The organism is Planctomycetota bacterium, from assembly GCA_018242585.1.
GTDB lineage: Bacteria > Planctomycetota > Planctomycetia > Pirellulales > PNKZ01 > JAFEBQ01.
Map to the genome: position 1 here is coordinate 1 of JAFEBQ010000016.1, position 24,459 is coordinate 24,459.

The window sequence follows — 24,459 nt, forward strand, 5'->3', positions numbered from 1 at the left end:
CTGTCGAGCCGCTTGTCACGCCGCTAATAGCAACTGGTGAACCGAGCAAAGCGTGCGGGCTTGCTAGCGATGCTGCCTCGGCAAACTTGGCGCAATCGTCAAAGTTTCACAGTCGATCCCCTCTTGCGGTGGCCGATAAACCGGGACGATTGTCCATCCTCAGCGGATCGCCATGCGCACCTTACGCGTTGCTATCATCGCCCTGCCATTAGCCCTGTTCACGGGCTGTGCAAACCAGACGCGCAAACTCGTCTCGGTTGGCGATAACTATCGCGCGGCGCAAACGCACTTTGAAAACGCCTTGGGGCCGGTGCAGCTTCCGCAGGTCTACAACGGCCCGCCGCCGGCCGACCCCGCGCAGCCTCCGCCAACGCTGCCGAGCGATACGCCGCCGACATTACAAGTGGGACGTCCCGACGCCTTTGAGGCCTGGCAGGTCTCGCTCGACGATGTGTTGCGAACTTCGATGGCCAATTCGGACATCGTCCGCGTGCTCAATTCGACCAGCGTCACGGCTGGCTCGACCAGCTCGTACGATCCGCAATCGGCCGAGGCCAACGCCCGGGCCGCCTTGGCAGCGTTCGACCCGTACCTGACCTCAGCGGCCTACTACAGTCGGATCAACCAACCAAGCGGCGAGTTCTTCGGTCCTGGCATTCCGGAAGCGACCCGCTACAACACGGCGGGGGTCACTTCGGCGCTGGTCAAGCCGCTGGTCACCGGCGGCCAGGCGAGCATTGCGTACAACCCGCCGGTCGGCTACCAGTACTACCCCAACGGTGTGGGCAGCTTTTTGAACCCGTTGAACACGGCCAACGTCGAATATGCCTTTCGCCAGCCGTTGTTGCGCGGCTTTGGCACCAACGTGAACAAGGCGCCGATCCGCATCGCCCAACTTCAGGCCGATCAATCGAAATGGGACTTCAAGGCCAACTTGTTGGCGTCGATCCGCAGCGTCTGTGAAGCCTATTGGAGCTTGCAGGCGGCCCACGTCGCCTTGCAGACGCTCGATGAGATCGTGCCACTGATGGAAGAAGTCGTCCACCTTGAAGAGGAGCGACTCAAAGCCGAACGGAGTATCGTGGCGAACGTGGCCCGCGCGCGGGCCAATTTGCACAATGTCCGCCAGCAGCGTTTGCTGGCCCAGTCGACGGTCTATGAGCGTGAATTGCGGTTGCGCAACCTGATTGGCCTGCCGCCCCGCGACGGCCGGTACTTTGTGCCAACGGCCGCGCCGGTGAAGGCGCCGATCACCATTGACTCGCGCACCGTGGTAGCCAACGCGCTGGCCTATCGTCCTGACTTGATTCGCCAGCGGCTGAACATTCGCACCCGCGAGCTGCAATTGCTCGTCGCCAAGAACGCTTACCTGCCGCAACTCGACGCGACGGGCTTGTACCGGATGAACGGCATTGGCGCAACGCAGGGCCAAGCCATTGACCAGGTTTTTTCCAGCCAGTTCGCCGATTACCAGACCGGCATCTTGCTGAACGTGCCGCTTGGACGCCGGGCCGCCACGGCTGGCGTGCAGAACGCCGAGATCATGCTCGCGCGCGAGCGGGCCATGATGCGGCAGGCCGTCCACTCCGCGGCACACAGCCTGGGAGACATCATCCGGCAGATGGAGTTCTCGTACCGGCAATACCAGGAAGCCGAGGCCCGCTGGCGCGAGAACACCGTCTGGCTGGAGAACGAGCGGTTCCGCTTCCAGAACCCGCCACCGGCCGTCGATGGACAGGACTTGTTGGCGCTGATGTTGAACAACTATCTGGCGGCCATGCAATCGCAGTACACCGCCGCCACGGACGCGGCCACCTTGCTCGCTCAATACAACACGCAGCTTGTCCGGCTCGACGAAGCGATGGGAACCTTGGCCATGTCGTTCAACATCGCGTTGGAAGGGGACGCCGAGCTCTCGCCACGTCAGGCGGCCTTGCTGGCGGCCGACGTCTACAAGTTTGGCCTGCCGGTCGGACCCTATTACACCGACATCCCGGCCAAGCCCTCGACGCGGATTCCGATTCCACCGAACGCCATGCCCGGGCCGACGACGCAAGGTTACGACCTGCCGCCTGGCGACGTGGGGGCTGGCGCCACTCAAGCGTCGACAACGACTCCAGCCGCGCCGACACCTGCCCAGAAGGAACCCGGGCTGACGGTAAATGGCCTTCGCCGGCCGCCTGACTTAAACGAGGGCTTAGACTCGCTGCCAGTCTTACCCGAAGCTGTAGCCAATCCGAATGCGCCACGCATTCACGGGCTGCGCAACCCGACGGACTTCGGTAATATAGAACCGCCCGCACCGGTGAACGTCGCCCCCGACGCCAACAGCGTGCCTCAGATCAATGGTCTGCGTCCGCCGACACAACAGACACTTCCCGAGCCAGTTCTCCCCGCGCCAGTCGCGCCACCAGCCGCAAATGGTCCTCGCGTCAATGGGCTCTATGCACCCATCGAAACCGAGCCGGTGAGTGCGCCTCCGCCAGCGTCCACCAGCAACCAAGGCCCCCGCGTTAACGGACTGCGCGCCGCGGCCGAGCCAGCGCCATTCGCCTCGTCAATCGACGCATCGCCGTTGGGGCCAGCGACGGCCCGCGGCCCGCGTGTGAATGGCCTACGAACGGCTTCGCTGGCCGGTGACGTGATCAGCCGCCCGCTGGCCACTCCTGCTGCGCCAGCGAACGTGAGCGGCAACCGCATCCACGGGCTGCGATCAATCGAGCCGAGTGAGCCCGCCGACAGCCCGGAAACATCCCCAGCCGTCCGGCCCAGCGGCGCGCGGATCAACGGTCTGCGCGGGATGCCGACGAACTATGACGAGCCGGCGGCCATTGCGCCACGCGGCCCAACTGACGGGCATAGTTATCTGAGGTAGCGCTAAGCCGGCTCGTGCGCGGTAGGCAGCATTCGTCAGTGTCATTTGCCACAACAACGAAGCAGCCCCAGGGGAGGTGAAACCCTGGGGCTGCTCGCTTTCGCGGACGACTGTGCGGCGGACGTTTACCACCAGAACTCGGTGCGGAAGTAACGGACGGCCCGCTCGCAAGCGATGTTGCCGAGCGATTCCTTGCCGCGGAAGATGCGGCCCATGCCCGTCATGCCAGCCAGCAAGTCTTCGTCACCGTGGTGCAGGCGACAGTAGACGGTGATCGTCCCTTGCGGAGCCCCTTCGACCGTGTTGGCACGCGGGGCAACCCGTTCGACCGTGGCCAGGAAGGTGCGGAACGGCAGGGCGCGAGCCTTGAGTTCGACATCCTGGCCCGGCTCGACGCCGGTCACGTCCTGCTCAGCCAGGGCAATTTCGGCTTCGAGGCCGGTCGAGTCTTCGACCACGCAGATCAAGGCGCCTTTCTCCAGGTACTGGCCGATCTTTTCCTTCATGCGAGCCGTGGTGATCAGGCCCTTGATCGGGCTGTTGACCGCCAGCTTGGCGCGGGTGTCGGTCAAGAACTTCAGCTCTTCTTCCAGGCGAGCCAGACGAGCCTTCTCGGCGTCGATTTCTTCCGGACGGGTGCCGACTTCCAGCAGCTTGAGCGCCATTTCAGTGTCGGCCAATTCCTTGGTGCGACCGGCCAACGCGGCGCCCGAGTCGGTGGTGCCCACCGCTTCGCGAGCGCGCTTCTGGGCACGAACCTGGTCGAGTTGCAACTGGGCGATGTCCGCCTTCTTCTTCTCGGCCAGATACTGCTGACCGGCCATCGCACCACGTTCGTACAGCATCTTGGCTTGGGCCAGGGACTGCAGCGAGTAGCTGTGCTCGGCCTGGAACTGGGCAATCTGGCCTTCCAGGCGAACGAGTTCTTCGTTCAAGCTCAGCTTGGCGCGATGCAGATCCTGCTCGGCCAGATCGCGCCAGGCCTTGACGCGTTCAACCTTCAAGCGGGCTTCGCGAACTTCCTCCTTGCGCGGGCCAGCCAGCAGCTTCTTGAGATTTGCCTGTGATTCGGTGATCTGGGCGTACTTCTGGGTGATCTGGCTTTCCAGGTCGGGAATCTCGAGGCGGACCAGCGTGGCGCCGGCGTTGATCTTGTCTCCCTCCTCACAGTTCACTTCACGCAGGAAGCCAGCCACCATGGCCCGCACTTCCACACGCTGAGCTGGCCGCACCTGAAAATTGCCCGAGCTGCGGTTTTCAAAGCTCAGACCAATCATGGCCGCGGCCACGGCCGCCAGACCAACGCCCCAGGTCGCCGTACGAAGCTTGCGATTCTTCAACATTTTGATCACCTCACCTGCAAAGAGTCCGCGAAACAGTCGTGTCAACACCATATATGCCAACCAGGATGCTCCGAGGATGCCGACCCATCCCCAACGAGCCCCCAGGAACTTGAACAAGCCGAGCAACATCGCGTCGAGGAACACCACCGAGAAGGTCCAGGTGATGAGCCCGTAGATCAACAGCAGCCGGCCGGAGGCCACGGCGGCGGGGCGCTGGGCGCCCCACAGGAACCAACGCAGCCAGGCGGTGCGGTACTCGCGAGCCTGCTTCCGCAAGTTCGGAACCTGGCACCAGTCGCTCAACAGGTAGTAACCGTCGAGCTTCATCAGCGGATTGAAGTTGAACAGCGTCCGCGTGCCGCAGACGGTGATGATCACCCAGGCCAGAAAGTTCACCGGGCTGCCGGGCAACGTCACCCGCCAGACGAACACGCCGACCGCCCACAAGCACAGGTCCAAGTAAGCGCCGGCCGCGGTGATCAGCAACCGCTTCCAGCGTTCGGGAATGATCCAGGCGTCCGAAACATTGCAGTAAAAGCAAGGCGTGAAGAACATCACCAGCACGCCCAGTTCGTGGACTTCGCCGCCGTAGTGCTTGCAGGTCAGGCCGTGAGCAAACTCGTGCAGCAGCGTGACCGCGACGATCGTTAACCAGATCATCACAGCCGTTTCCCACCGCAGATTGCGCGTTAGGTCGGCCGTGAGTTGCGTATGGTTTTGCCAGGCGACCATGCCGGCCAGCCCGATCGTCACCAGGCTCAGCAGCAAGAAGCCGCGTGTCCAGACGAACCGCACCTGCGGTTCCAGCCAGTTGAACAGCGTGTCGGGATCGAAGACGCTGTACCGGAAGTTCAGAATGTGCTGGCTCTTCTTGCCCGTCGGCGTGGTGACGTCTTCGTCATCGTCGCCAGCATTCGCCGGGGTGGCCTCAGCCTGTGAATTGGCCAGCAGGCCCTGCTTGCCGACCAGCGTGATGAAGTCGTTCAGCTCTTCGCGCGACAGCGGTTCGGCGAACTGCTGGGCAAAGGCCGCGCGAACTTCGCGGCCCGACTTGTTGCCGTCGAGTTGCAGCAACAGAAAGTATTCGAACTCGCCCAGCCGGTGGTACGTGCCCAGCCGGCGGTGCTTGACGACGTATTCGCCATTGGCACTGAACGGCTTGACGACCAGGTCTGGGTGGATCGTCGGCAGCGACGATCCGGAAACGGTACACATGAAGCCATCTCTCCCTGCGAAGTTGAGACGCTGCGTGAACATCAGGGAGAAAGAACACATTTCGTGCCCGGTGAGTGCGAGTTCAGTTGATTCGCAGCTAAGTCTCAATAGGGTTGGGACTTCCAGTCGTTCCTGAGAAAGCGTGGCAAATCCTCGGTGTTTACTTTTTGCATCACTACGCTGCCCCAATGATGCTTTCCATCTGCACGCTTGATTAAGCCTGTTGTCCAATAGTCCCACGCCTTTCTTACTCACCCACCGCATGGCATCGGCATGAAGCGTTTTCTAGAGTCAGCGATCTCTCGGTTGTTGATGACGCTCGTCGTGGTCGGCGTGGCGACGACGGTGATGGCGAAGCAGCCCAACATCTTGTGGCTGGTCGGTGAAAACCTCAGCCATGACCTGGGCTGCTATGGGGCTGGGCACGTTCACACGCCGAATCTCGATCGCTTGGCCACCGAAGGGGTGCGATTCACGCGCGCGTTTGCCACGAACCCGGCGTGCGCTCCCAGCCGTTCCGCCTTCTTTACCGGAATGTACCAGACGACCATCGACGCACACGCCATGCGGTCTCATCGCCACGACGACTTCTGCTTGCCGGCCGGCGTGCGACCGATCACCCAGCGGTTGCGCGATGTCGGCTACTTCACGGCCAACATCAAGACCGCCGGTGGGCAGCGCGTCGGGACCGGCAAGCTCGACTTGAACTACGTCAACGAAGGCCCGATCTACAACGATCGCTCCGACGAGTGGGAGACGCTGAAGTCGCGCCAGCCGTTCTTTGCCGTAGTGAACGCCGAAGAATCGGAATACGACATCTACGACCGCCAGAGCGCCGCGAAAGAGCGCGTCGAATGGGTCGGCGAGCGCGAACATGTGCTCTACGCCAAGCCTGACGAGGTCACGCCGCCGCCGTATTACCCCGATCATAGAGTCGTGCGCGAAGAGTGGGCGCGCTACTTGAACTCGGTCTCGGGCATGGACGCCCGGTTTGGCAAGGTATTGTCGCAACTGAAGGCCGACGGGCTTGAAGACGACACGATTGTCATCTTCATGGGTGACAACGGTCGCTTGGAGCCGCGCGGCATTCACTGGTGCTATGACAGCGGGCTGCGCGTGCCGCTGATCATCCGCTGGCCGAAGAAGGTTGCCGCGCCGCCGCAGTTTCGCCCCGGCACGGTGGACGAACGCATCGTCAGCTTGATCGACGTGACGGCCACCACCATTGCCGTGGCTGGCATCGAACGCCCGGCGGCAATGCAAGGCCGCGTTTTCTTGGGCGAGCGCGCCGATCCGCCGCGCCCGTTCGCGTTTGCGGCGCGCGACCGGATCGACGAAACGTCGCAGCGCATCCGCTCGGTGCATGACGGGCGGTATCACTACCTTCGCACGTTTTCAACCGGCCCCACGTTCGCTTCCTTGAATCGCTACAAGGAAAAATGCTTCCCCATCATGGGTGTGATGCGTGAGCTGCACGCCCACGGTCAGTTGCAGGGCTTTCCCTTGGAACTGATGCAGCGAACCGGCCCCTGTGAAGAGTTGTACGACACACAGCAAGATCCCCACGAGGTGCATAACTTGCTGTCGTCGTCACGGCCGGAACATCAGCAGGCCCTGGCGCGACTGCGGCCGGCGCTCGACGCCTGGATTGTCGAAAGCGGCGATCGTGGCGCCATCCCCGAGCCCGCGTCGGTCGTGGCCGAGGCGGCCGCCGAGATGGACCGCTGGTTCGGCACGCCGGCGTGGTATCGGAACAGCGTCAAAAATTGACGAAGCGCCTTGACTCCAGGGTGTGTGAATCACAGCTTGTGGGTGTGCCCGTCGTCCAACCTCAAACCCTTTCATCGAGCGATGACATGCAACTTGGCTTTGTAACCGCGATCTTAGCGGAGTTGAGTTTTGAAGAAGTGCTGCGCTTCGCGGCCGACGAAGGCTTTGACTGCGTCGAGGTGATGTGCTGGCCGGTGGGCAAGGCCGAGCGCAAGTACGCCGGCGTGACGCACATCGACGTGAATCAGCTTTCGCCGGCGCGCGTCGACGACATCGGCGGGTTATGCGACAAGTACAAGGTCGGCATCTCGGCGTTGGGTTACTATCCCAACCCGCTGGCGGCCGATCCGGCCGAAGCGGCCGCGGCGCTCGAACATCTGCGCAAGGTGATTGCCGCCGCCCCGCGTTTGGGGTTGAAGAACGTCAACACGTTTATCGGCAACGACCATCGGCAGAGCGTCGAGGCCAACTTTGCCCGGTTCCGCGAAGTGTGGCCCGACGTGATTCAATGGGCCGAAGCCGCCGGCGTGTTCATCGGCATCGAGAACTGCCCCATGTTGTTCTCCGCCGACGAATGGCCCGGCGGGAAGAATCTGGCCAGATCTCCGGCCATCTGGCGGAGGATGTTCGAGGCGATTCCGTCGCCGCACCTGGGCTTGAACTACGACCCCTCGCACCTGGTGCTGCAGATGATGGACTATGTCGGGCCGATCTACGAATTCCGCGACCGACTGTTCCACGCCCACGCCAAGGATATGAAAATCGACCGTGGCCGGCTCAATGATTTGGGCGCGTGGGCGACCGACGTCCGACCGCATTGGAGTGTCCCCAAGATTCCCGGCCTGGGAGACGTGAACTGGGCGGCCTGGATTTCGGCCTTGAGCGATGTGGATTATCGTGGACCCGTGTGCATTGAGGTCGAGGATGGCGCGTTCGCCGCCGACCTTGAAGCTCGTAAACGATCGCTGCGAATCAGCCGCAACGTGCTGCGACCGCTGATCGGATGAAAACCGCGCGGCGGCAGCGTATGCTAAGGCACGCCGAAGTTGTTCCCGCATCGACAATTCAATCACTTACTCCTGTAACCCCAAAAGCCACCACGCCATGAAAACCTTTCTGACCACTGTTTCGTTGCTTGCCTTGGCGCTCGCTGCCGCCGACGAGAACTCTTTCTTCAACGGCCGTGATCTCAGCACCTGGAAGGAACCGCTGGGAACCTGGTCGGTTGTCGGCGACGTCAGCCTGGACAGCAGCGCCCCGAAAGGCTTTGTGGTGAAGCCGGGCACCGGCGTGATGCTCAACAGTCCGGCTGGCAAGACGGTGAACCTGACCAGCGACGCCGAGCACGGTGATGCCATCATCCACGTCGAGTTCAACGTCCCCCAGGGCTCGAACAGCGGCATCTACCTGCAAGGGAACTACGAAGTGCAGGTGTTCGACAGCTATGGCAAGGACGTCATCGGCGTGCATGACTGTGGGGCCATCTACGAACGCTGGGATCCCGCCCGCGGCAAGGGGAAGGAAGGCTATGAAGGGCACGCGGCGAAGGTGAACGCCTGCAAGGCGCCGGGCGAATGGCAGACCTTTGACATTACCTTCCGGGCACCGCGGTTCGACGCCGCGGGCAAGAAAACGGAAAACGCGAGGTTCCTCAAGGTGGTTCACAACGGCCAGGTCATTCACGAAAACGTCGAGATGAACGGCCCGACTCGCGGCGCGAAGGTTCCCGCCGAGGCCCCTCTCGGCCCGTTGGTGATCCAAGGGGACCACGGCCCGGTGGCCTATCGCAATCTGACGGTCACCAAGCCATAAGCGAAGTGGCCCTATGGCGTCTCGCCTGCCAATTGCCCGGTTTTCCGCTGTGGCTGGAAACGCTCCGTGCGCCGCCGGGGCGTGCCGCGTCATGCGAGACCTGACATTTCCCCTAAAAACCTGCCATTGAGGGCAAATCGGGCCGTCGGACTGGCTAGACCGCTCTGACGTAAATGTTATGATAAGCAGGCGTTATCGTCGCGGCTCCTCGTTGCGTCCCGACTTGCTGCGGTCCAACGGTCCACGGCAGTCGGTCCCGTAACGTAAGTTTGCTGAGTTGCCCGAAGGGGCGAGCCTCGATCCTTCCTTAGCTATCGTGCTGTCCGCTGGAGTTGTTTGTGCCCGAAAAAGAAGAAGCGTTAGAAGTCGAAGGTACGGTCACCCAAGCGCTGGCGAACACGCGCTTTCGGGTCACCATCGAAGGGGGTCACGAAGTGATCGCCCACGTTGCCGGCCGCATGCGCCGCAACTTCATCCGCATTGTCCCTGGCGACAAGGTCCGGGTCGAACTCTCCCCCTATGACCTGACCAAGGGGCGGATCACCTTCCGCGAGCGTTAAACCGCTGGCTCGCTCTTGCGCTTGACGCATCTTGGATTCGCCACGTCTCGGCAAACCAATCGAAAGCTGCTAGCGCGTTGCTGCGCGCATTGATCGGCGCTCCGTGACACAAGCGCGGGTAACGACTTCGTTTCTTTCCCACGAACGGAGCTGTCGACAGTTTGGATCGGCCGTCCAATGTTCACGCTCCATTAACGGCCGGCAATCGGCCCCATTTTCTTGAAACGCGCCGCGTCGACAGCGGGTATTTTCCTGGAACTCTCGGGGGCGGCGCGGTAAGTTGTGCGGGCTTTTATCCCCCGTTTGGGCGCTGGTCGGGCCGTTGGCCCAGCCAGCGCTAGATAAGTTTGATGCGCGCGGCGCGTGTGCTCGTCGAACCATTGCCGGTTCATGCCGCGCTTGATCCTATCGTCACCTATGAGGAGCGAGTTGTGCTTCAACAGAGTACTTTCAAAACTGGGCAAACTTTGAACATCGAGCGGACTCTGAACACCATGCGTCAGCTGAAAACCTTTGTCACCGGTTGCTTGTCGATCGCCTTGCTGCTGGCGTCGAGTGTCGTCGCTCGGGCCGAGCAAAAGCCGCTCGTCGTCGTCTCGTTCGCGGGCTATGAAGCCCTGCGCGGCGACGTCGATTTTCTGGGAAAGTCCGCGGACTATCCCGAGTTAGTGCAAAGCCTCGATGGCATTGTCGCCATGTTCACCCAGATGCAGGGGCTGCAAGGGCTCGATAAGACCAAGCCTTGGGGCTATGTCCTGACGGCCGAAGAAGGGGGCTTTCCGCAGTTCGGCTTCCTGCCGGTCACCAACTTGGACAAGTTGCTCGGCGCGTTGGTCGGGATGGTCGGCCAGCCGCAAGACGTCGGCGACGGCGTGAAAAGCGTCACGGTCAACGGCATGCCCATCTTCTTGAAGCCGAAGGGGAAGCTGGTGTTCGTGGCCTCGAACTCGGACGACCTGAACAAGGTGCCCGAAGATCCGATGGCCTGGCTGGGCAATCTGCCCAAGGAGTACGATCTGGCCGTGCAGGCCAATGTCCAGAATGTGCCGCCGCAGTTGCGGCAGATGTTCATGGATCAGATCAAGCTCGGCCTGCAGCAAGGTCTGAAGAAGGGTGACGACGAAAGCGACGAGCAGTTCAAGGCTCGCGGCAAGCTGGCCGAAGAGCAGATGGCGCAGCTCGATCGAGTGGCGAACGAGTTGGAGCAGGTCACGGTTGGGTACTCGCTCAGCCCTGAGAAGAAAAACGCCACGATCGATTTGGTGTTAACGGCTGTGTCCGGCTCGTCGCTGGCCAAGGAACTGGCGGCCCAGCCGAACACCGGCGCCAGCAAGTTCGCTGGCTTCCTCACCTCCGACGTCCTGGCCAACGGTCACTGGAACGCGGTCTCGTCGGAAGAATCGCGCAAGCAGTCGGCCGCCACGTTTGAATCGCTCCGCCAAAGCGCCGAGCAATCGATCGACGCTTCGGACGAGCTGAGCGATGAAGAAAAGCCGGACGTCAAGGAACTGGTCGGCGAATTGATCGCGGTGGCCAAGGCCACGGCGGAAAAGGGGTTGGCCAACGGCGGCTTTGTCATCACCGGCGAAGGTCCGTTCACGATCGTTGCCGGCGGCGCCGTGGCCGAGGGCAACCGGCTGGACAAGGCCATTCGCAAGGCCGTGGCTCGGGCCAAGAAGAAAGGCAAGCTCGGCGACGATGTCGAGATCAGCCTTGATGACGAGGAATACAAGGGGATCAAGTTTCACACGCTCGACGCCCCCTGGCCCGAGTCGGACGACGACGACACGGCTGAACAAATCGAGGAGTTGCTCGGCGACGAAATCAACATCGTCGTCGGCGTCAGCGACAACGCGGTCTACTTCGCGTTGGGCGAAGACGGCTCGGACGCCATCAAGAAAGTGATCGACGGTTCGGCTTCGGCCCCTTCGCCCAAGCTGCCGGCGCAAGTCACGGTCGCTCTGACCCCGATCCTCGATTACCTCGCCGATCAGGATGAAGACAACAAGCAGTTGGCGCAGATCGCCAAGGAGCTTGACGAGTTCGGCAAGGATAAGATCAACCTCACGGTTGACTATGTGCCGAACGGCCAGCGGGTCCGTTACGAGCTGCAGGAAGGCGTGCTCCGGGCCATCGGCCTGGGGGCCAAGGCCGCCCAGCAGCGTGGGCAATAACCTCGCCGGCGGCTCGCACTGACCGAGCGAACTACGGCGTCGGTCGCCAGCGGCTCCCTGCAAGCCGCGGCGGCCGACGCCTTTTTGCTGCGCGCGCGTTGGCATGTTATGGTGGGGCAGTGAGATTGCTCGGAGCCCCGAGTTCCCATGTTCCATTGCGAACGGGTGCCATGCTCAAGGCCTTAAGCCTTGAGCATGTCGGTACACGCTTCGCATGCTCAAGCCTGAGGGGCTTGAGCATGGCACCCCAGCGGTGTGGTGAACATTGAGCGACGAGCCATGACGGCTCTTCAGTGTTGCCAACCGACGAATATCGTCTTCAGCCCTTACAGAAGCACTTGCCGTGTGGGTTCCCCGTTACCTGACGCCGTTTCACCCCAAGCGCGTTCCGCACCATTTCACCGACGTGCTGATCCTGGGGGGCGGGCTGGCCGGACTGCGGGCCGCCTTGGCGATTGACCGGCGAATGAACGTCCTGGTCGTCACCAAGGACGACTTGCTGCAATCGAACAGCAACTATGCCCAGGGGGGCATCGCCGGGGTGATCGACCCCGAGGACCGCTTCGAGAACCACGTGGCCGACACGTTGGCGGCCGGCGGCGACTTGTGCGATCGCGAGATCGTCGAGCTGGTCGTCCGCGAGGCCCCGGGAAGGATTCGCGAACTGATCAACTGGGGCGCGCACTTCGACGAAGAGGCCGGCGGACTCGCGCTCGGCCGCGAAGGGGGACACAGCCACGACCGCATCGTCCACGCCTTGGGGGACTCGACTGGCAAGGAAGTGATGCGGGCCGTGATCGAAAGCGCCCGCGCCTTGCCGCAGCTCGACACCTGGCAGCAGACGTTCACGCTCGATCTGCTGGTTCACGAAGGGGTCTGCCGCGGCGCGCTGGTCTGGAACCCGGCGCACGGCAAGACCTTGGTCTGGGCCAAGCAGACCATTCTGGCCACCGGCGGCGCGGGACAGATCTATCGCGAGACGACCAACCCCGCGGTCGCCACGGGGGACGGGCTGGCCATCGCCTATCGCGCCGGGGCCGAGCTGCGCGACATGGAGTTCATGCAGTTCCACCCCACGGTCCTCTACATCGCCGGCAGCAGCCGCAACCTGATTACCGAGGCCATGCGTGGCGCGGGCGCGCACCTGATCGATCGAACCGGCCGCCGGTTCATGGCCGACTTCGACCCCCGCGGCGAGTTGGCGCCGCGCGACATTGTCAGCCAGGCGATCGTCACGCAAATGGAGCGGACCCGCCACCCCAACGTCTATCTCGACATGTCCCACCTCGAAGCGGAGAAAGTCCGAGCGCGCTTCCCGGGCATTGCGGCGGTCTGCGCCGAGTTTGGCATCGACATCGCGCGCGACCGGATTCCGGTTCGCCCCGGCGCCCATTACATGATCGGCGGCGTGACCGTCGACAGCCACGGTCGCACGACGATTCCGGGCCTGTGGGCGGCGGGCGAAGTGAGTTGCAGCGGCCTGCACGGAGCGAACCGTCTGGCCAGCAATAGCTTGCTCGAAGGGCTGGTCTTCGGCGCGCACGCCGGCGAAGGGGCGCAACTGGCCGCGCAGCAATGGCCCGACGATTACCGGGCGTTGTCGCTCGAAAACCCGCCGGTTCGCTCGCCGCAAGAGCCGTTGGACCCGGCCGATATTCGCAATTCGCTCACGGCGCTGATGTGGCGCAACGCCGGCGTCCGTCGCGAACGAGCCGGGTTGCTCGAAGCCCGCGATTCGATCGAACATTGGTGCAGTTACGCGCTGCAGCGACAGTTCAACAACCCTGCTGGCTGGCAGTTGCAGAACATGCTCTGCGTGGCGCGGTTAATGATCGCGGCCGCGCTCGAACGCGAAGAAAGCCGTGGCGTGCATTTGCGCGTCGACTTCCCGCAGCTCGACAACGAGCACTGGCGGCGGCACATCAGCTTTCGCCGTAGCGAGAATCCCTAGGGTGCCCAAGCGTCGGGGTGGCACGCCCGTCCTTCGGGCGTGGGGAAGCATGTATTAGCCCCGCAATCGCATTGGCGATTCACCACGCCCTGCGCTGCGCTTGGGACGTGCCACCCAGGCGACGAGCATGTGCGAACTGCTGTAATAGAATCCTGCAAGTCGTTGGCTACTCGCCGATGACGCGAGTGCTTTCTTCCTTGGTGATTGGCGAGTGAATCTCGTCGCTGGTCACTTGCACTCTCAGGCGGTGATCGCCCGGCGCGCCGGCTTGCACGCGCAATTGGAACGTCGCTTCGGCCTTGGGGGCCAGGCGCGGAATCGGCTGGAATCGGACGCCGTTCGTGGCGTCATAGCGCGTCGGCGCTTCGACCGACAACAGCTTCATATCGCTGGGCAGCAAGGCCACAACCTGGACATTCATCGAATCCTTCGAGCCCTGGTTCACGACTCGGATCAGGTAGACCGTCTCGCCGCCGACTTCCACCGGGTCGGCCTGATCGGCCACTTCGAACAACAGCGCCGCCACGCCCTCGACCTGGATCGTCTCCTGGCGCTCGGTCGACAGCCCGCGCTCGGCCGCCGCGGCAATCCGCAAGGGCAGGGCCCCCTGTTCGCGCGGCAATACGGTCATGGTCACGTCACCCTGCTGACCAGCCGGCAGCTCTTCGAGCAGCCAGTGAACGCTGCGCGACGCCTGGTTGAAGCGCCCCTGGTGATTGGCCTGCAGGAACTCGACTCCCGGCGGCAAGTACGCCACCAGCTCGACTTGCTTGGCCGGCGCGGTGCCGGGATTGGCGATGTTTACTGTGTAGGTCGCCTGGCGCTCGAGGAACCGGCGGCGCGAGCCTTCCAGTCCCACCGCTAGCGCCGGCGCGAGGACGCGAATCGGCATCTGCTTATCAACTTTCAAGCCACCCTGGGCGTGCGCCGCCACGACGTTTACCCCTTCGCCGGCCGCGCGCGCCCGCATGACCAGGTCGATCGTCCGGCTTTCGCCGGGACGCAGCGCGCCAATGTCTTGCTCCAGATCGACGCCCGCCGGGTGTTCCAGGTTGGCCGGCACGTGATCGACCAGCACCACGCCATTGGCCGCGCCGGTGCCGGTGTTGGTCAGCTTGATCCGATAAGGGATCGTTTCGCCTTGCAGGGCTTCGCTCGGCGCCGAGACGTCGATGGTCAGCTCGGGTCGCGTCACGCGGCTGCGCGACGAGGCCATGGCCGAGAATTGCAACGTGGCCACGCTGCCCAGTTCACCTTCGCCCAGCGGCATCCATTCGATTTCGATCTTGGCCGTTTCGTTGGCGCGCAGCGCGCCAATCGTCCAGACCAACTCACCTTCGGGGCCAGTCTGCGGCGTCGGCTTCGAGCCGATCAGGCGCGCGCCTTGCGGTACATCGTCACGCACCGACACGTCATAGGCGGTCGCCTGGCCGGCGTTGCGGACGACGATTTCACTTTTGGCGGGCTGGCCGACTTGGACTTCCTTGGGGGAATGTTTTTCGATGGTGACCGACGGGGTTTGCAAGCCGTCGAGTTGCTTGGGGCCAGGGCGGCCCGTGCCGGAGTCTTGTGGTTGGCTGGGCGCGGTTTGAGTTTGCGGCGCGAGCGCGGGTCCGCCATCGTTGACCGTGGCCCCCAGATCGACCGGCGGCGTCTCGACGACGACTGGCTGGGTGAACGGGCCCGGATCGATCGGCCGCGCTGGCGAGACTTCCACGTCGGGGGTGCGGGGCGTCGCCAAACGTCGCGGCGGCTGCGGAATGCCGGCCGAGCGCGGCGCGGCGGGCCGCCGGGGCGGCGCTTGATACGGGACGTAACCCGGCGGCAGCGAGTTCTGGGCCGTGGCCGACATGGTCAGTGCCAGAGTCGAAGCGAGGGCAAGTAAACCGAGCGCAACTGTCCGCGGGGCAGGCGATCGTGACATGGCGGGAGTTTCCTGGAGAAAAGCGCAGACTTTGAGGGCTGGGTTAAGTATCAGATTTGCCAGCAGCGGAACAGGGCAGTTCCAGCAGAACCGCTAGAAGAAGGGCTGTCGACATAAAGTCTTATTTTTGATGGGCTTGTGACGTATTGTCTGGCCTCAAGCCGGATGCGATTTGCCTTGACGTTGCCAAACTCTGAGGCAAGAATTGATTCTTCTGGGACATTTTAATCAACTGTTTTGTGTTGATGTAAACAAAACTCATTTCAGTGGAGTGGTTTATGTCATATGGAAATGGGACATTGATGGAGGCGCCAAAGCGGAAATATCAACAGTCACACTCGTGGCTATCATTCGAACTCGACTTGCGAAAGGCGTCGCACGGGTTCTGGATGAACCTGGGGGCAATTCAATCTAAGTGCGAGCACGTTGCCAACGTGATGCTGCCTCCGGAGGAAGCTAAGCGGCTTTACGAGTTGTATTTGGCCAAGGGCGTAAGAGCGACGACGGCGATCGAGGGAAACACGCTTACCGAAGAAGAGGTACGCGATCGCATTGCTAAGAAAAAGTCGCTCCCCAAGTCTCGTGAATACCTTGGGAAAGAGATCGATAATGTTATCGCTGCCTGCAATTTAATCGCGGACCAGATGATTAAAGATGGTGATGACTGCAAGATCACGATTGAGAGAATTAAGCAGTTCAATGCTTTCGTCCTCAAGGACTTGCCCGTTGACGAGGGTGTAGTCGCAGGTGAGATCGCGCGTCATTCTGTTGTCGTCGGCAACTATTTGGGCGCTCCGCGAGAAGATTGCGAGTTCCTTTTGCAAAAGATGTGCGAATGGATTAATTCGCTGAAGCCAGCCGATGAGCACCATCAGATTGCCTTTGGCGTTTTGCGAGCGGTGATGGCGCATCTTTACCTGGCTTGGATTCACCCATTTGGCGACGGTAATGGTCGAACGGCTCGCCTCATCGAAGTGCAAATCTTGATTGGCGCGGGTGTGCCGCAGGTTGCAGCGCATCTGCTCAGTAATTTCTATAACCAAACTCGTACTGAGTATTACAGGCAGCTATCCGCATCGAGTAAATCCGGCGGAAATGTTTTGCCTTTCTTGGAGTACGCGGTGCAGGGCCTCGTAGATAAGCTTGATCTTCAAATTCGGCGAATTCGTAGATACCAACGAGCCATCGCCTGGAAAGACTATGTGTATGAGAAGTTCCGCGCATTGAAATCAAGGGCTGCACATCGTCAGCGATTGCTCGCATTGCACTTACGCCGCGACGGAAAAGAACGGCGTTGGGTTCATGTTTCCAAGATCAGGGTGCTAACTCCCGAATTAGCGGCGGAATATGCGGGCCGGACACGAAAAACAGTCAGTAGGGATTTGAATGTTTTGGAAAATATGGGGCTTGTACGGCGGCTAGGTTCGACGCAAGTTTCTGCCAACGTCGAGGCCCTGACTAACTTCATTACTCCTCGACGAGACGAGTCACAGCGTGAATAAGACTGGCGTTTCGTGGTTGGCCAGAACACTTTTAGATGTTTGTAGCGACGTTCAAGTTGACGCGAGCGACCTGGGAGAGTTACCCTGAGGTGCTAGCAATCGCGCGGGCGCGGGTTTGAATTTCGCCGGGAGTTGTTCCCAGGCGGTCACGTGCTTGGCCAGGTCCGTCTGGCGACTGAGCGGCTGTCCCCCATCAGATATCGTTGGTTACATGTCCGATTCGAGCAGGAAGCACGAGCAGCGTACCGTTTCGACTGAGTCGGGATTCCGCGCCATCGAATTGTCGGACATCATGTTCGCCTCCCTGGCCGAAGCGGGCTATGAACAGCCCACGCCTGTCCAGGCCGGCGTCATTCCCCGCGCGCTCGCCGGAGTCGACGTGTTGGGCCAGGCCCGCACCGGCACCGGCAAGACGGCGGCGTTCGTCATCCCGATTATCGAGAAGCTCGAACCGCACAGCCGCGCGGTGGGGCCGCAAGCGCTGATCCTGGTGCCGACGCGCGAGTTGGCCGTGCAAGTCAAGGACGAGTTGGTCAAGCTTTCGCACGGCCGCAAGGTCCACTCGGTGGCGGCCTATGGCGGCAAGCCGATTCGCAGCCAGGCCGAAAAGCTGCGCCGCGGCGTCGACGTGGTCGTCGGTACGCCGGGCCGCGTGCTCGACCACATGGGACGCGGGACGTTGAATCTGCGCGATCTGCGGATCGTGGTCCTGGACGAAGCCGACCGGATGCTCGACATCGGCTTCCGCCCCGACATCGAACGCATCTTGCGGGCTTGTCCCGAGTCGCGGCAGACGCTGCTCTTGAGCGCCACGGTCCCGCCGACGGTCGAACGCTTGGCGCGGCGCTACATGCGCGAGCCCGAGACGCTCGACTTCTCGCCGGGTGAAGTGGCGGTCGAGACGATCGAGCAGTTCTACTGTACGGTCACGCCCGAGAATAAATTCGATCTGCTGGTCAAGCTGCTCAAGCGTGAAGAGCCGAAGCAGGCGATCATCTTTTGCCGGACCAAGCGTGGCACCGATCGGGTGTTCCGCAACCTGAGCAAGAAGTTTGATCACGTGCAGTGCATTCACGGCGATCTGTCACAAAGCGTGCGCGACCGGGTGATGTCGTCGTTCCGCGAAGAGAAGGTCCGCTATCTGGTGGCGACCGACGTCGTGGGGCGCGGCATCGACGTCAGCACCGTCTCGCACATCGTCAACTACGACCTGCCGGCCTTCTGTGACGACTATGTTCACCGCGTGGGGCGCACGGGGCGGATGGGACGCGAAGGGGTGGCCTATTCGTTCGTCACGCCGGAAGAAGGCCCCGAGCTGACGCGGATCGAAATGCGGATCGATCGGCTCTTGAAACGCGAAGAGATCGAAGGGCTGACCCACGTCGGCGGCGCCAGCCGCCCCGCCGCGTCACACGCCGCAGGGAACGCCGGTCACGCCCCCGGGGCGTCGGCCGATTCACCACCGACCGAGCCAGCGCCGCCGGCCAAGAAGCCGATGTTCGGCCGCGACGGTCGCCCCGCCCGCCGCATCCGCCGGGCGCTTTAATTCCGCTCCGGATTCGCCACGGAGGCGCGGAGGAATGACGAATGTCTTTAGTGTTCACCTCGCTTTCGCCGATCATCCACCTGCGGCCTGTCAGTCGCCGCGAATCCATCGAAGAACTTGTTGACCATGTCGGTGATACCTACATGCCGCCGAAAGCATGCGGTTGAACACCGCGAACAGTCTGTCGAAGTAATCCGCCGAGGCGCCGTCATCGCGAGGGTTGAGAGAGCCCGGTGGTCCCAAGTGCAAGCGGTTGCTCAGCGCGCCGGAATGACGGCTCCGTCAGGCTTTGGAAACGAGATTGTTCTACCGAACCCGTCGTGATCGGAAATATGATCGATCGACAGAATCTTCCACGCGCCGTTCCGTTGTTCAATCGCGATCTCACAAAAGCAGAACATCGGCGCGCCGTTAGCCCAAGCCGACCACCTACCGCTGAAGCCGTTCGCCCACTGGTCGTTCAAGGGGTAGAAACGGCCGGCATCGGCTCCGAGCTTGATGATGCCGTGGAAGCCGCGCCCGTTCAGCCGATCGGCTTCGGTCATCCCTTGTGAAGCAACCATGACGTGAGGATTGCGCAATTCAAAGACGCAATCGAGCGGGATAACAGAAGGAAGGCCGCGCAGGCCCGAGTTGTTGGGCGGAAATGTTCGGGTAATGCGAACCCGGAATCCGTCGTTGGCTTTTGTCAGCTTCCAGGTTTTGATCGCCAGCAGCCCAGCTTCGCGATCGAGTCCCGTCGCTAGCTTGTACGGCTTCAGGTGCTCGCCAAACGGCACTCCGAACAGGAGCCCGGTTTTATAAATCGGAATGTCGCCACCCGCGGACGTGGGGCCAGCAGCGCGAAATGACGTGGGTTTTACTTGGGTAGCCGCGTAAATCAGGCCCGCCAGACAGACGGCGCCCAGGGGAATCAGCAATAACCACGCGGCCGAGGACTTTGGCCGGGCTCGCGGACGCCATCTTTGCTGGGTTGGAAAGGTCGGTTGCGCCGCCGAACCGATCGGCGGTGAAGGCATTGCGACCGAGGTTGACACAGCGGTGACGAACGCGCCGACTTCAGCCAGCGGTTGCCAAGCCGCCATTCCCTCGCACCAACATAGAACGGTCGAATCAAGTTGCCGAGTTCGGCAAGCGACGCGGATTTGTTCGGCCGTGAAAGGGCCGGTCGGCGTGTCGCCCGCGCGGGTTACGTACCAGCATCGACGTTCGTCATTCACCGCTGATCTCCTACCGCTCGCGTCATTGACGCACGTTCACGCCCTCATCGGTATCGATCCAAGGCGCCTTGCGGTGATCCGACGACTTTGGCGTAGTATTGCCTCATCCGGATCGAACGCTCCGCGCTGGCAAACAAATGCACCAAGACGATTGACCAGATGGTCAGGCTGATCACACTCGACATGATCCCCACGCGCAGGCTGACGGCCAAGATGACGCTAAGCATGGCCAGCACGGCGTAGACGATGGACAACAGCCGAGCCAGCGATAGCCCCCAGGCGTGAAAGGTCCACAGCCCATAACTTGCGACAAGGGTAAGTAAGCCGAGATGAAAGGTCAGGGCCGCCAGTGCTTGAAGCGTCAGGCTGGCGATCGTGCCCGCCGCGCCCAACTCCGCCGCGGCGCGGCTTTGCGCTTGGCCGATCACATGACTCATGCCGCTCAAGGCGCTGTCGCCAGCTTGGACTAATCCCGTGAAGATTAACCCGAGGATCATTACCGATAGTCCGTTAAGCACGAAGTAGAACGTCAGCCAGACAATTCCGATTGGCCTACCTCCTGCTGGCCCAGCCCGCTCAATGGGTAGGCTTGCGCTTTCCGAACGTGAGGATGGCGCTTGGGAATAAGCATCATTGTCGCTGGCGAATTCATTGCGATTGATGATATGGGTCGTTCGATCTCCCACCGGTGGCACGGGGGGCATGCCGTAGTTGACTGCCGAAGCCACGGGGCCGTTCGGTCCCATCATGAACTGAAATGAGCAGTGCGGACAGGCAACGCCGTGCCCAACCAAGGAAGGGTCAAAAACGATCGGACTGTTGCAACCTGGGCAGGCAAAGGCCGGCTCGCGAATTGGAGGCGGGCCCCCGTTTGAGCCGCCTACCGGCTTGCCAGCCGAAGCCGTCAATGGCATGGAACTCGGCGCTGGTGGAGTCGCTGAGGGAGCCGGAATCTGTGTCACTGGTGACGACCGCCATCGTTCAGTTGGCTCATTGGTTCTTTGGGCCGGCGGCGACGATCTTAGCTGGGGGACCATCAGCTTTTGTTGGCAACCAGGGCACGGCAGCTCTTTTCCATAAGCCTTTTCGGTCACGTTGATCATGGTGCCACAGTGGGTGCAATTCATCTTGAAAGCCATTTGATTTACCCCGTTACTAAAAGCACTCTAGGCATCAACGCTCGCTACGTTACCGCCGGAGCACGACTGTGATCGGCGCGCGCTCGGTTTCGACACCGTGATTGTTCCAGTGAACTACCGGCGTGGTCAGCGACAAAGAAGCATTGTTGATCGGACGTACCGTAACGTGGAGCATGCGCACCTTGCGGCTGTGGTCGTCGGTAAATACCCCACTTAGGGTGCCGCGGTATGCGCCATCCCCGTGTTTTTCCAATCGACCACTGGCCCAGGAAATATTGCCGCCGCCAACATAACTGACGTAGAGGCCATCTCCTTCATCAATCACTTCAAACTGGGCGCCATTGCCGCAACCAAACCGGCCACTATTGATACCTGGTTTTGCCGCCTGAGGGTGTACGTCGGTCGACGCAAGAGAAGCCTCAAGGATCGCGATTCGTTGCTCGAGACTCGCAATCAGCGCCGCGTCGGTTCGTGAAGCGACGTCCAGGCGCAGGCTGCTTAACTCCGCTCGGATGCGCTGGAGCTCTCGCAAGCTACGGTCAAGTCGCTCGAGTTGCTGAGCCAAGTCTTCGGTGATCTGGTCCGTTGCGGCAGCCCGCTCTTCCCATTGCCGAACGCGACTGCTCAAGGGCGCCCGGTATTGCGCTTCGGCGGTCACCGCAGATAATGTGATAGTCATCATCAAGACGATTAGCGACAGCCGACCACGGTTACCGGCAGGGCGGAATTGTCCGGAAAACTGGCGGTCAGGCCGATCATTGGTCGCGCAAGCGAGCTGCCGAGAGACTGCAAGGTTTTTTCGCATGGCTGTAACCTTTGTCCTGGAAATGACTTGTGGTTGTTTTGCGATTTCGTCCAACGGGATGGTTGTTGTTCCCTTCACATAAAAATCAGGAATAGGATCGCAAACCGAACAAAAGAATAAAAAATGTGATCGAGCCCTGGGGCACGGAATTCAGGTTTGGCTGAGTGGTGGCTATCGTGAGTCGAAGCAATGCGTGCCCAGTCCGACACGCGCGGCTGTTGGCTGGTGTCGCACAATGCATCGTTCCCAGTCGAGTTGAGGCAACGCCGATGGCTACCAACGCGGAATTTGTTGAACTGATCGCGCGTGTCCGTCGGGGAGACCAACAGGCGACTGCCGAGTTGGTGCGGATGTATGAGCCGGAAGTGCGTCGCTTCATCAACGCTCGGCATACCGACGAGCGTATTCGTCCGAGCTTTGGCGCGTCGGACGTGTATCAAAACGTGATGATGAGCTTCTTCGTCCGCGTGGCGCTGGGCGAATACGAAATCAACGCGCCCGAACAGTTGATCGCGCTGCTAACAACAATGGGGCGCAATAAGCTCGTGAATCACATCGAGCGCGAACAAGCGGGCAAGCGCGATGTCCGTCGTATCGGTCAGGAAGAAGTGACAAACCTGCCAAATCAGGCGGTCGATACGCCCAGCCAGATAGCGATGGGACGCGAGTTGTTGGCGAACGTGCGCCGGCAAATGACTTCGCGGGAACTGTACCTTGTCGAGCAGCGAGCGAGCGGCCGAAGCTGGGAGGAGCTGGCAAAAGAAGTCGGGGAACCCGCTGACACGCTAAGAATGCGATGCAGTCGCGCGATCGATCGTGTGGGCCGCGACATGGGCTTCCACGAGGAGCCCGCGTGATGGACGACGACGAATCGCTCGAAGCGTTGACGCGAACGCTATGTGCCGATCAGCGGCACCGCTGGTTGAATGGCGACAAACGGCCGGTGGAAGCGTACTTGGCGGAATATTCCCAGCTGGTGGAACATACCGATTCGCTTTTGACGCTGATCTGTAATGAGTTGGCGTTATGCGATCAGTTCGGCAATAAGCCGAGTGAAGCAGAGCTAATAGCTCGGTTTCCCCAGTGCGCAACCGAGTTGCGACAGCAACTGGCCGTCAACGCTGGGGTCTCGCCCGCGTTTCCAACGCTAGATTGGCTGGGTGGCGCGACGGGCAAGAAGCCAGTCGCCTCCATTCATGTGAACACTCCGCGCCGATTTGGTGGTTACGAGCTTGAACGCCAAATCAGTGCCGGCGGAATGGGCGTGGTCTACCAGGCGACGAAAACCGAACTCGGTGGCCGCATTGTCGCCATCAAGCTGATTCAGCCGAACCTATTGCTTGAGCCGCGCGCGGTCGACCGATTTCGCGCGGAAGCAGTTGCCGCCAGTCGATTGAACCACCCTGGCGTGGTGTCGATTTTTCACTATGGCGAACATCAAGGCCAACACTTTATTGAAATGGAGTATGTGGAAGGAAAGAATCTGGCTGAAGTAGTGGCCAATGGCAAGCTTGCTCCGGAAAAGGCGGCGCGCGTGGTGCGCGAAATCGCCGATGCGCTGCAATATGCCCATGAACAAGGCATCGTGCATCGAGATATCAAGCCGGGCAATATTCTGATGGCGCATGATGGTCGGCTGAAGATCGCCGACTTTGGCTTGGCCAAGATGTTGGAGGCCGATGGCCACCTCACGGAATCAGACGCCAGGATCGGCACGCTCGACTATATGTCACCGGAACAGGCCCAATCTCGCCACCAAGAGACAGGCTCCCGCTCGGACATTTATTCCTTGGGAGGCGTCTTGTATTGCCTCTTGACCGGCTACCCGCCAGTGGAGCGAGGCAACCAACAAGAAAAGCTCAAGCAAATCATCGAGGATCGGCCGCAGCCACCCGAGAAGCTGAATCCCAAGATTCCCAGCGATCTCAACACCATTTGCCTCAAATGCTTGGAAAAACTGCCCGAGGATCGGTACGCCACGGCGGCGGAATTGCGCGACGATTTGGACCGGTTTCTCCACGATCAGCAAATCTTGGCGCGGCCGACGAGCGCGCTGCAGCGAGTGTTGCGAACTTGTCGGCCACCGCGGTTTGGACCAGAGTTCAAGGGCTGGGAAGTTTACGCTTTTGGCGCGGCCCTGGTGATGCTGGTGAGTTCCGCCGTCACCGCATTCGCGCCAAGGCCCGGCTCTTTTATTTTCTATGCGGGTCTTGCACCACTTTTCTTTTTCCTGGTCGTGCGTGGGGTCAAACGGCAAGCGACGCTAGAGCGGCAACTATTGATGGCGCTCGTCATCAACGTCGCGCTTTCACAGATCATGAATTACCTGGTGTTTAACCGCTTGATTCCAAGCTATGGCAACAACGTATGGTCGCCCGCTTCGGTCATTAATTGCGCGGTGTTTATCATGCTCGGAGTCATCTTCAGGACTCGATATTTCTTTTGGGTCGCAGGCTACTTTCTCGCGGTTGGGCTTCTATTGGCGGCACTTCCGTTTGAAGGGGCATGCATCGGCTATGGGATCGCCTGGGCGCTATTCCTGGCGTACATGGGCTATCGCTTCACCCGTATTGAGGGCGCGTGCTAACGATTTACGCGCGAGAGAACTGCGTAAGCTGGCAAA

16 protein-coding genes are annotated in these 24,459 nt (G+C 61.2%); 11 read left to right on the plus strand and 5 right to left on the minus strand.

Annotated features, from left to right (window positions below; all coding sequences use genetic code 11):
• Window positions 1–172 precede the first annotated feature (172 nt).
• The gene (locus tag JSS27_08795) at window positions 173–2,875 is read left to right on the plus strand and encodes a TolC family protein (protein MBS0209035.1); all 2,703 of its coding nucleotides are present in this window, start codon (window positions 173–175) and stop codon (window positions 2,873–2,875) included.
• Between the two features lie 125 nt (window positions 2,876–3,000).
• On the opposite strand, the gene JSS27_08800 is transcribed toward JSS27_08795, so the two are convergent.
• Window positions 3,001–5,433: an efflux RND transporter periplasmic adaptor subunit gene (locus JSS27_08800; GenBank protein ID MBS0209036.1), complete on the minus strand. Its 2,433-nt coding sequence runs from the start codon at window positions 5,431–5,433 to the stop codon at window positions 3,001–3,003.
• 273 nt (window positions 5,434–5,706) lie between these two features.
• On the opposite strand from JSS27_08800, the gene JSS27_08805 reads away from it, so the two are divergent.
• From JSS27_08805 to nadB, 6 genes are all read left to right on the plus strand, one after another.
• The gene (locus JSS27_08805; GenBank protein ID MBS0209037.1) at window positions 5,707–7,203 is read left to right on the plus strand and encodes a sulfatase; all 1,497 of its coding nucleotides are present in this window, start codon (window positions 5,707–5,709) and stop codon (window positions 7,201–7,203) included.
• Window positions 7,204–7,289: 86 nt separating this feature from the next.
• On the plus strand, window positions 7,290–8,210 hold the full coding sequence (locus tag JSS27_08810; protein ID MBS0209038.1) for a sugar phosphate isomerase/epimerase: 921 nt from the start codon (window positions 7,290–7,292) through the stop codon (window positions 8,208–8,210).
• Window positions 8,211–8,307: 97 nt separating this feature from the next.
• Entirely contained in the window at window positions 8,308–9,015 is a 708-nt protein-coding gene (locus JSS27_08815; GenBank protein MBS0209039.1) for a DUF1080 domain-containing protein, read from the plus strand.
• Window positions 9,016–9,353: 338 nt separating this feature from the next.
• A complete protein-coding gene (infA, locus tag JSS27_08820) occupies window positions 9,354–9,575 on the plus strand; it encodes a translation initiation factor IF-1 (GenBank protein ID MBS0209040.1) in 222 nt (73 codons plus the stop codon).
• Window positions 9,576–10,069: 494 nt separating this feature from the next.
• The gene (locus tag JSS27_08825; protein ID MBS0209041.1) at window positions 10,070–11,749 is read left to right on the plus strand and encodes a hypothetical protein; all 1,680 of its coding nucleotides are present in this window, start codon (window positions 10,070–10,072) and stop codon (window positions 11,747–11,749) included.
• A 343-nt stretch (window positions 11,750–12,092) separates the two neighbouring features.
• On the plus strand, window positions 12,093–13,700 hold the full coding sequence (gene nadB / locus JSS27_08830) for an L-aspartate oxidase (GenBank protein ID MBS0209042.1): 1,608 nt from the start codon (window positions 12,093–12,095) through the stop codon (window positions 13,698–13,700).
• Between the two features lie 166 nt (window positions 13,701–13,866).
• On the opposite strand, the gene JSS27_08835 is transcribed toward nadB, so the two are convergent.
• A complete protein-coding gene (locus tag JSS27_08835; protein MBS0209043.1) occupies window positions 13,867–15,624 on the minus strand; it encodes a DUF11 domain-containing protein in 1,758 nt (585 codons plus the stop codon).
• Between the two features lie 278 nt (window positions 15,625–15,902).
• Between JSS27_08835 and JSS27_08840 the strand changes: the two genes are divergently transcribed.
• Both JSS27_08840 and JSS27_08845 read left to right on the plus strand, forming a co-directional pair.
• Window positions 15,903–17,126 carry a Fic family protein gene (locus JSS27_08840; GenBank protein ID MBS0209044.1) on the plus strand — a complete coding sequence of 408 codons (1,224 nt, stop codon included), beginning with the start codon at window positions 15,903–15,905 and terminating at the stop codon, window positions 17,124–17,126.
• Between the two features lie 211 nt (window positions 17,127–17,337).
• Complete coding sequence (locus tag JSS27_08845) at window positions 17,338–18,672, plus strand: DEAD/DEAH box helicase (GenBank protein MBS0209045.1); 1,335 nt, start codon at window positions 17,338–17,340, stop codon at window positions 18,670–18,672.
• A gap of 257 nt (window positions 18,673–18,929) precedes the next feature.
• Here the strand turns inward: JSS27_08845 and JSS27_08850 are convergent, their stop codons facing one another.
• The 3 genes from JSS27_08850 to JSS27_08860 all read right to left on the minus strand — a co-directional run bounded on the left by JSS27_08850 (window position 18,930) and on the right by JSS27_08860 (window position 21,836).
• Entirely contained in the window at window positions 18,930–19,892 is a 963-nt protein-coding gene (locus JSS27_08850; GenBank protein MBS0209046.1) for a DUF4339 domain-containing protein, read from the minus strand.
• Between the two features lie 44 nt (window positions 19,893–19,936).
• Window positions 19,937–20,620, minus strand: coding sequence for a hypothetical protein (locus JSS27_08855; protein ID MBS0209047.1), 684 nt, complete (start codon window positions 20,618–20,620; stop codon window positions 19,937–19,939).
• Between the two features lie 460 nt (window positions 20,621–21,080).
• Window positions 21,081–21,836, minus strand: a complete 756-nt coding sequence (locus JSS27_08860; protein ID MBS0209048.1) for a hypothetical protein — start codon at window positions 21,834–21,836, stop codon at window positions 21,081–21,083.
• A gap of 218 nt (window positions 21,837–22,054) precedes the next feature.
• Here JSS27_08860 and JSS27_08865 point away from each other — a divergent pair, with 218 nt between their 5' ends.
• Together JSS27_08865 and JSS27_08870 are read left to right on the plus strand one after the other, a co-directional pair.
• Window positions 22,055–22,693 carry a sigma-70 family RNA polymerase sigma factor gene (locus tag JSS27_08865; GenBank protein MBS0209049.1) on the plus strand — a complete coding sequence of 213 codons (639 nt, stop codon included), beginning with the start codon at window positions 22,055–22,057 and terminating at the stop codon, window positions 22,691–22,693.
• Window positions 22,693–24,423 carry a serine/threonine protein kinase gene (locus JSS27_08870; GenBank protein ID MBS0209050.1) on the plus strand — a complete coding sequence of 577 codons (1,731 nt, stop codon included), beginning with the start codon at window positions 22,693–22,695 and terminating at the stop codon, window positions 24,421–24,423. The genes JSS27_08865 and JSS27_08870 overlap by 1 nt, the downstream gene beginning before the upstream one ends.
• Window positions 24,424–24,459 lie beyond the last annotated feature (36 nt).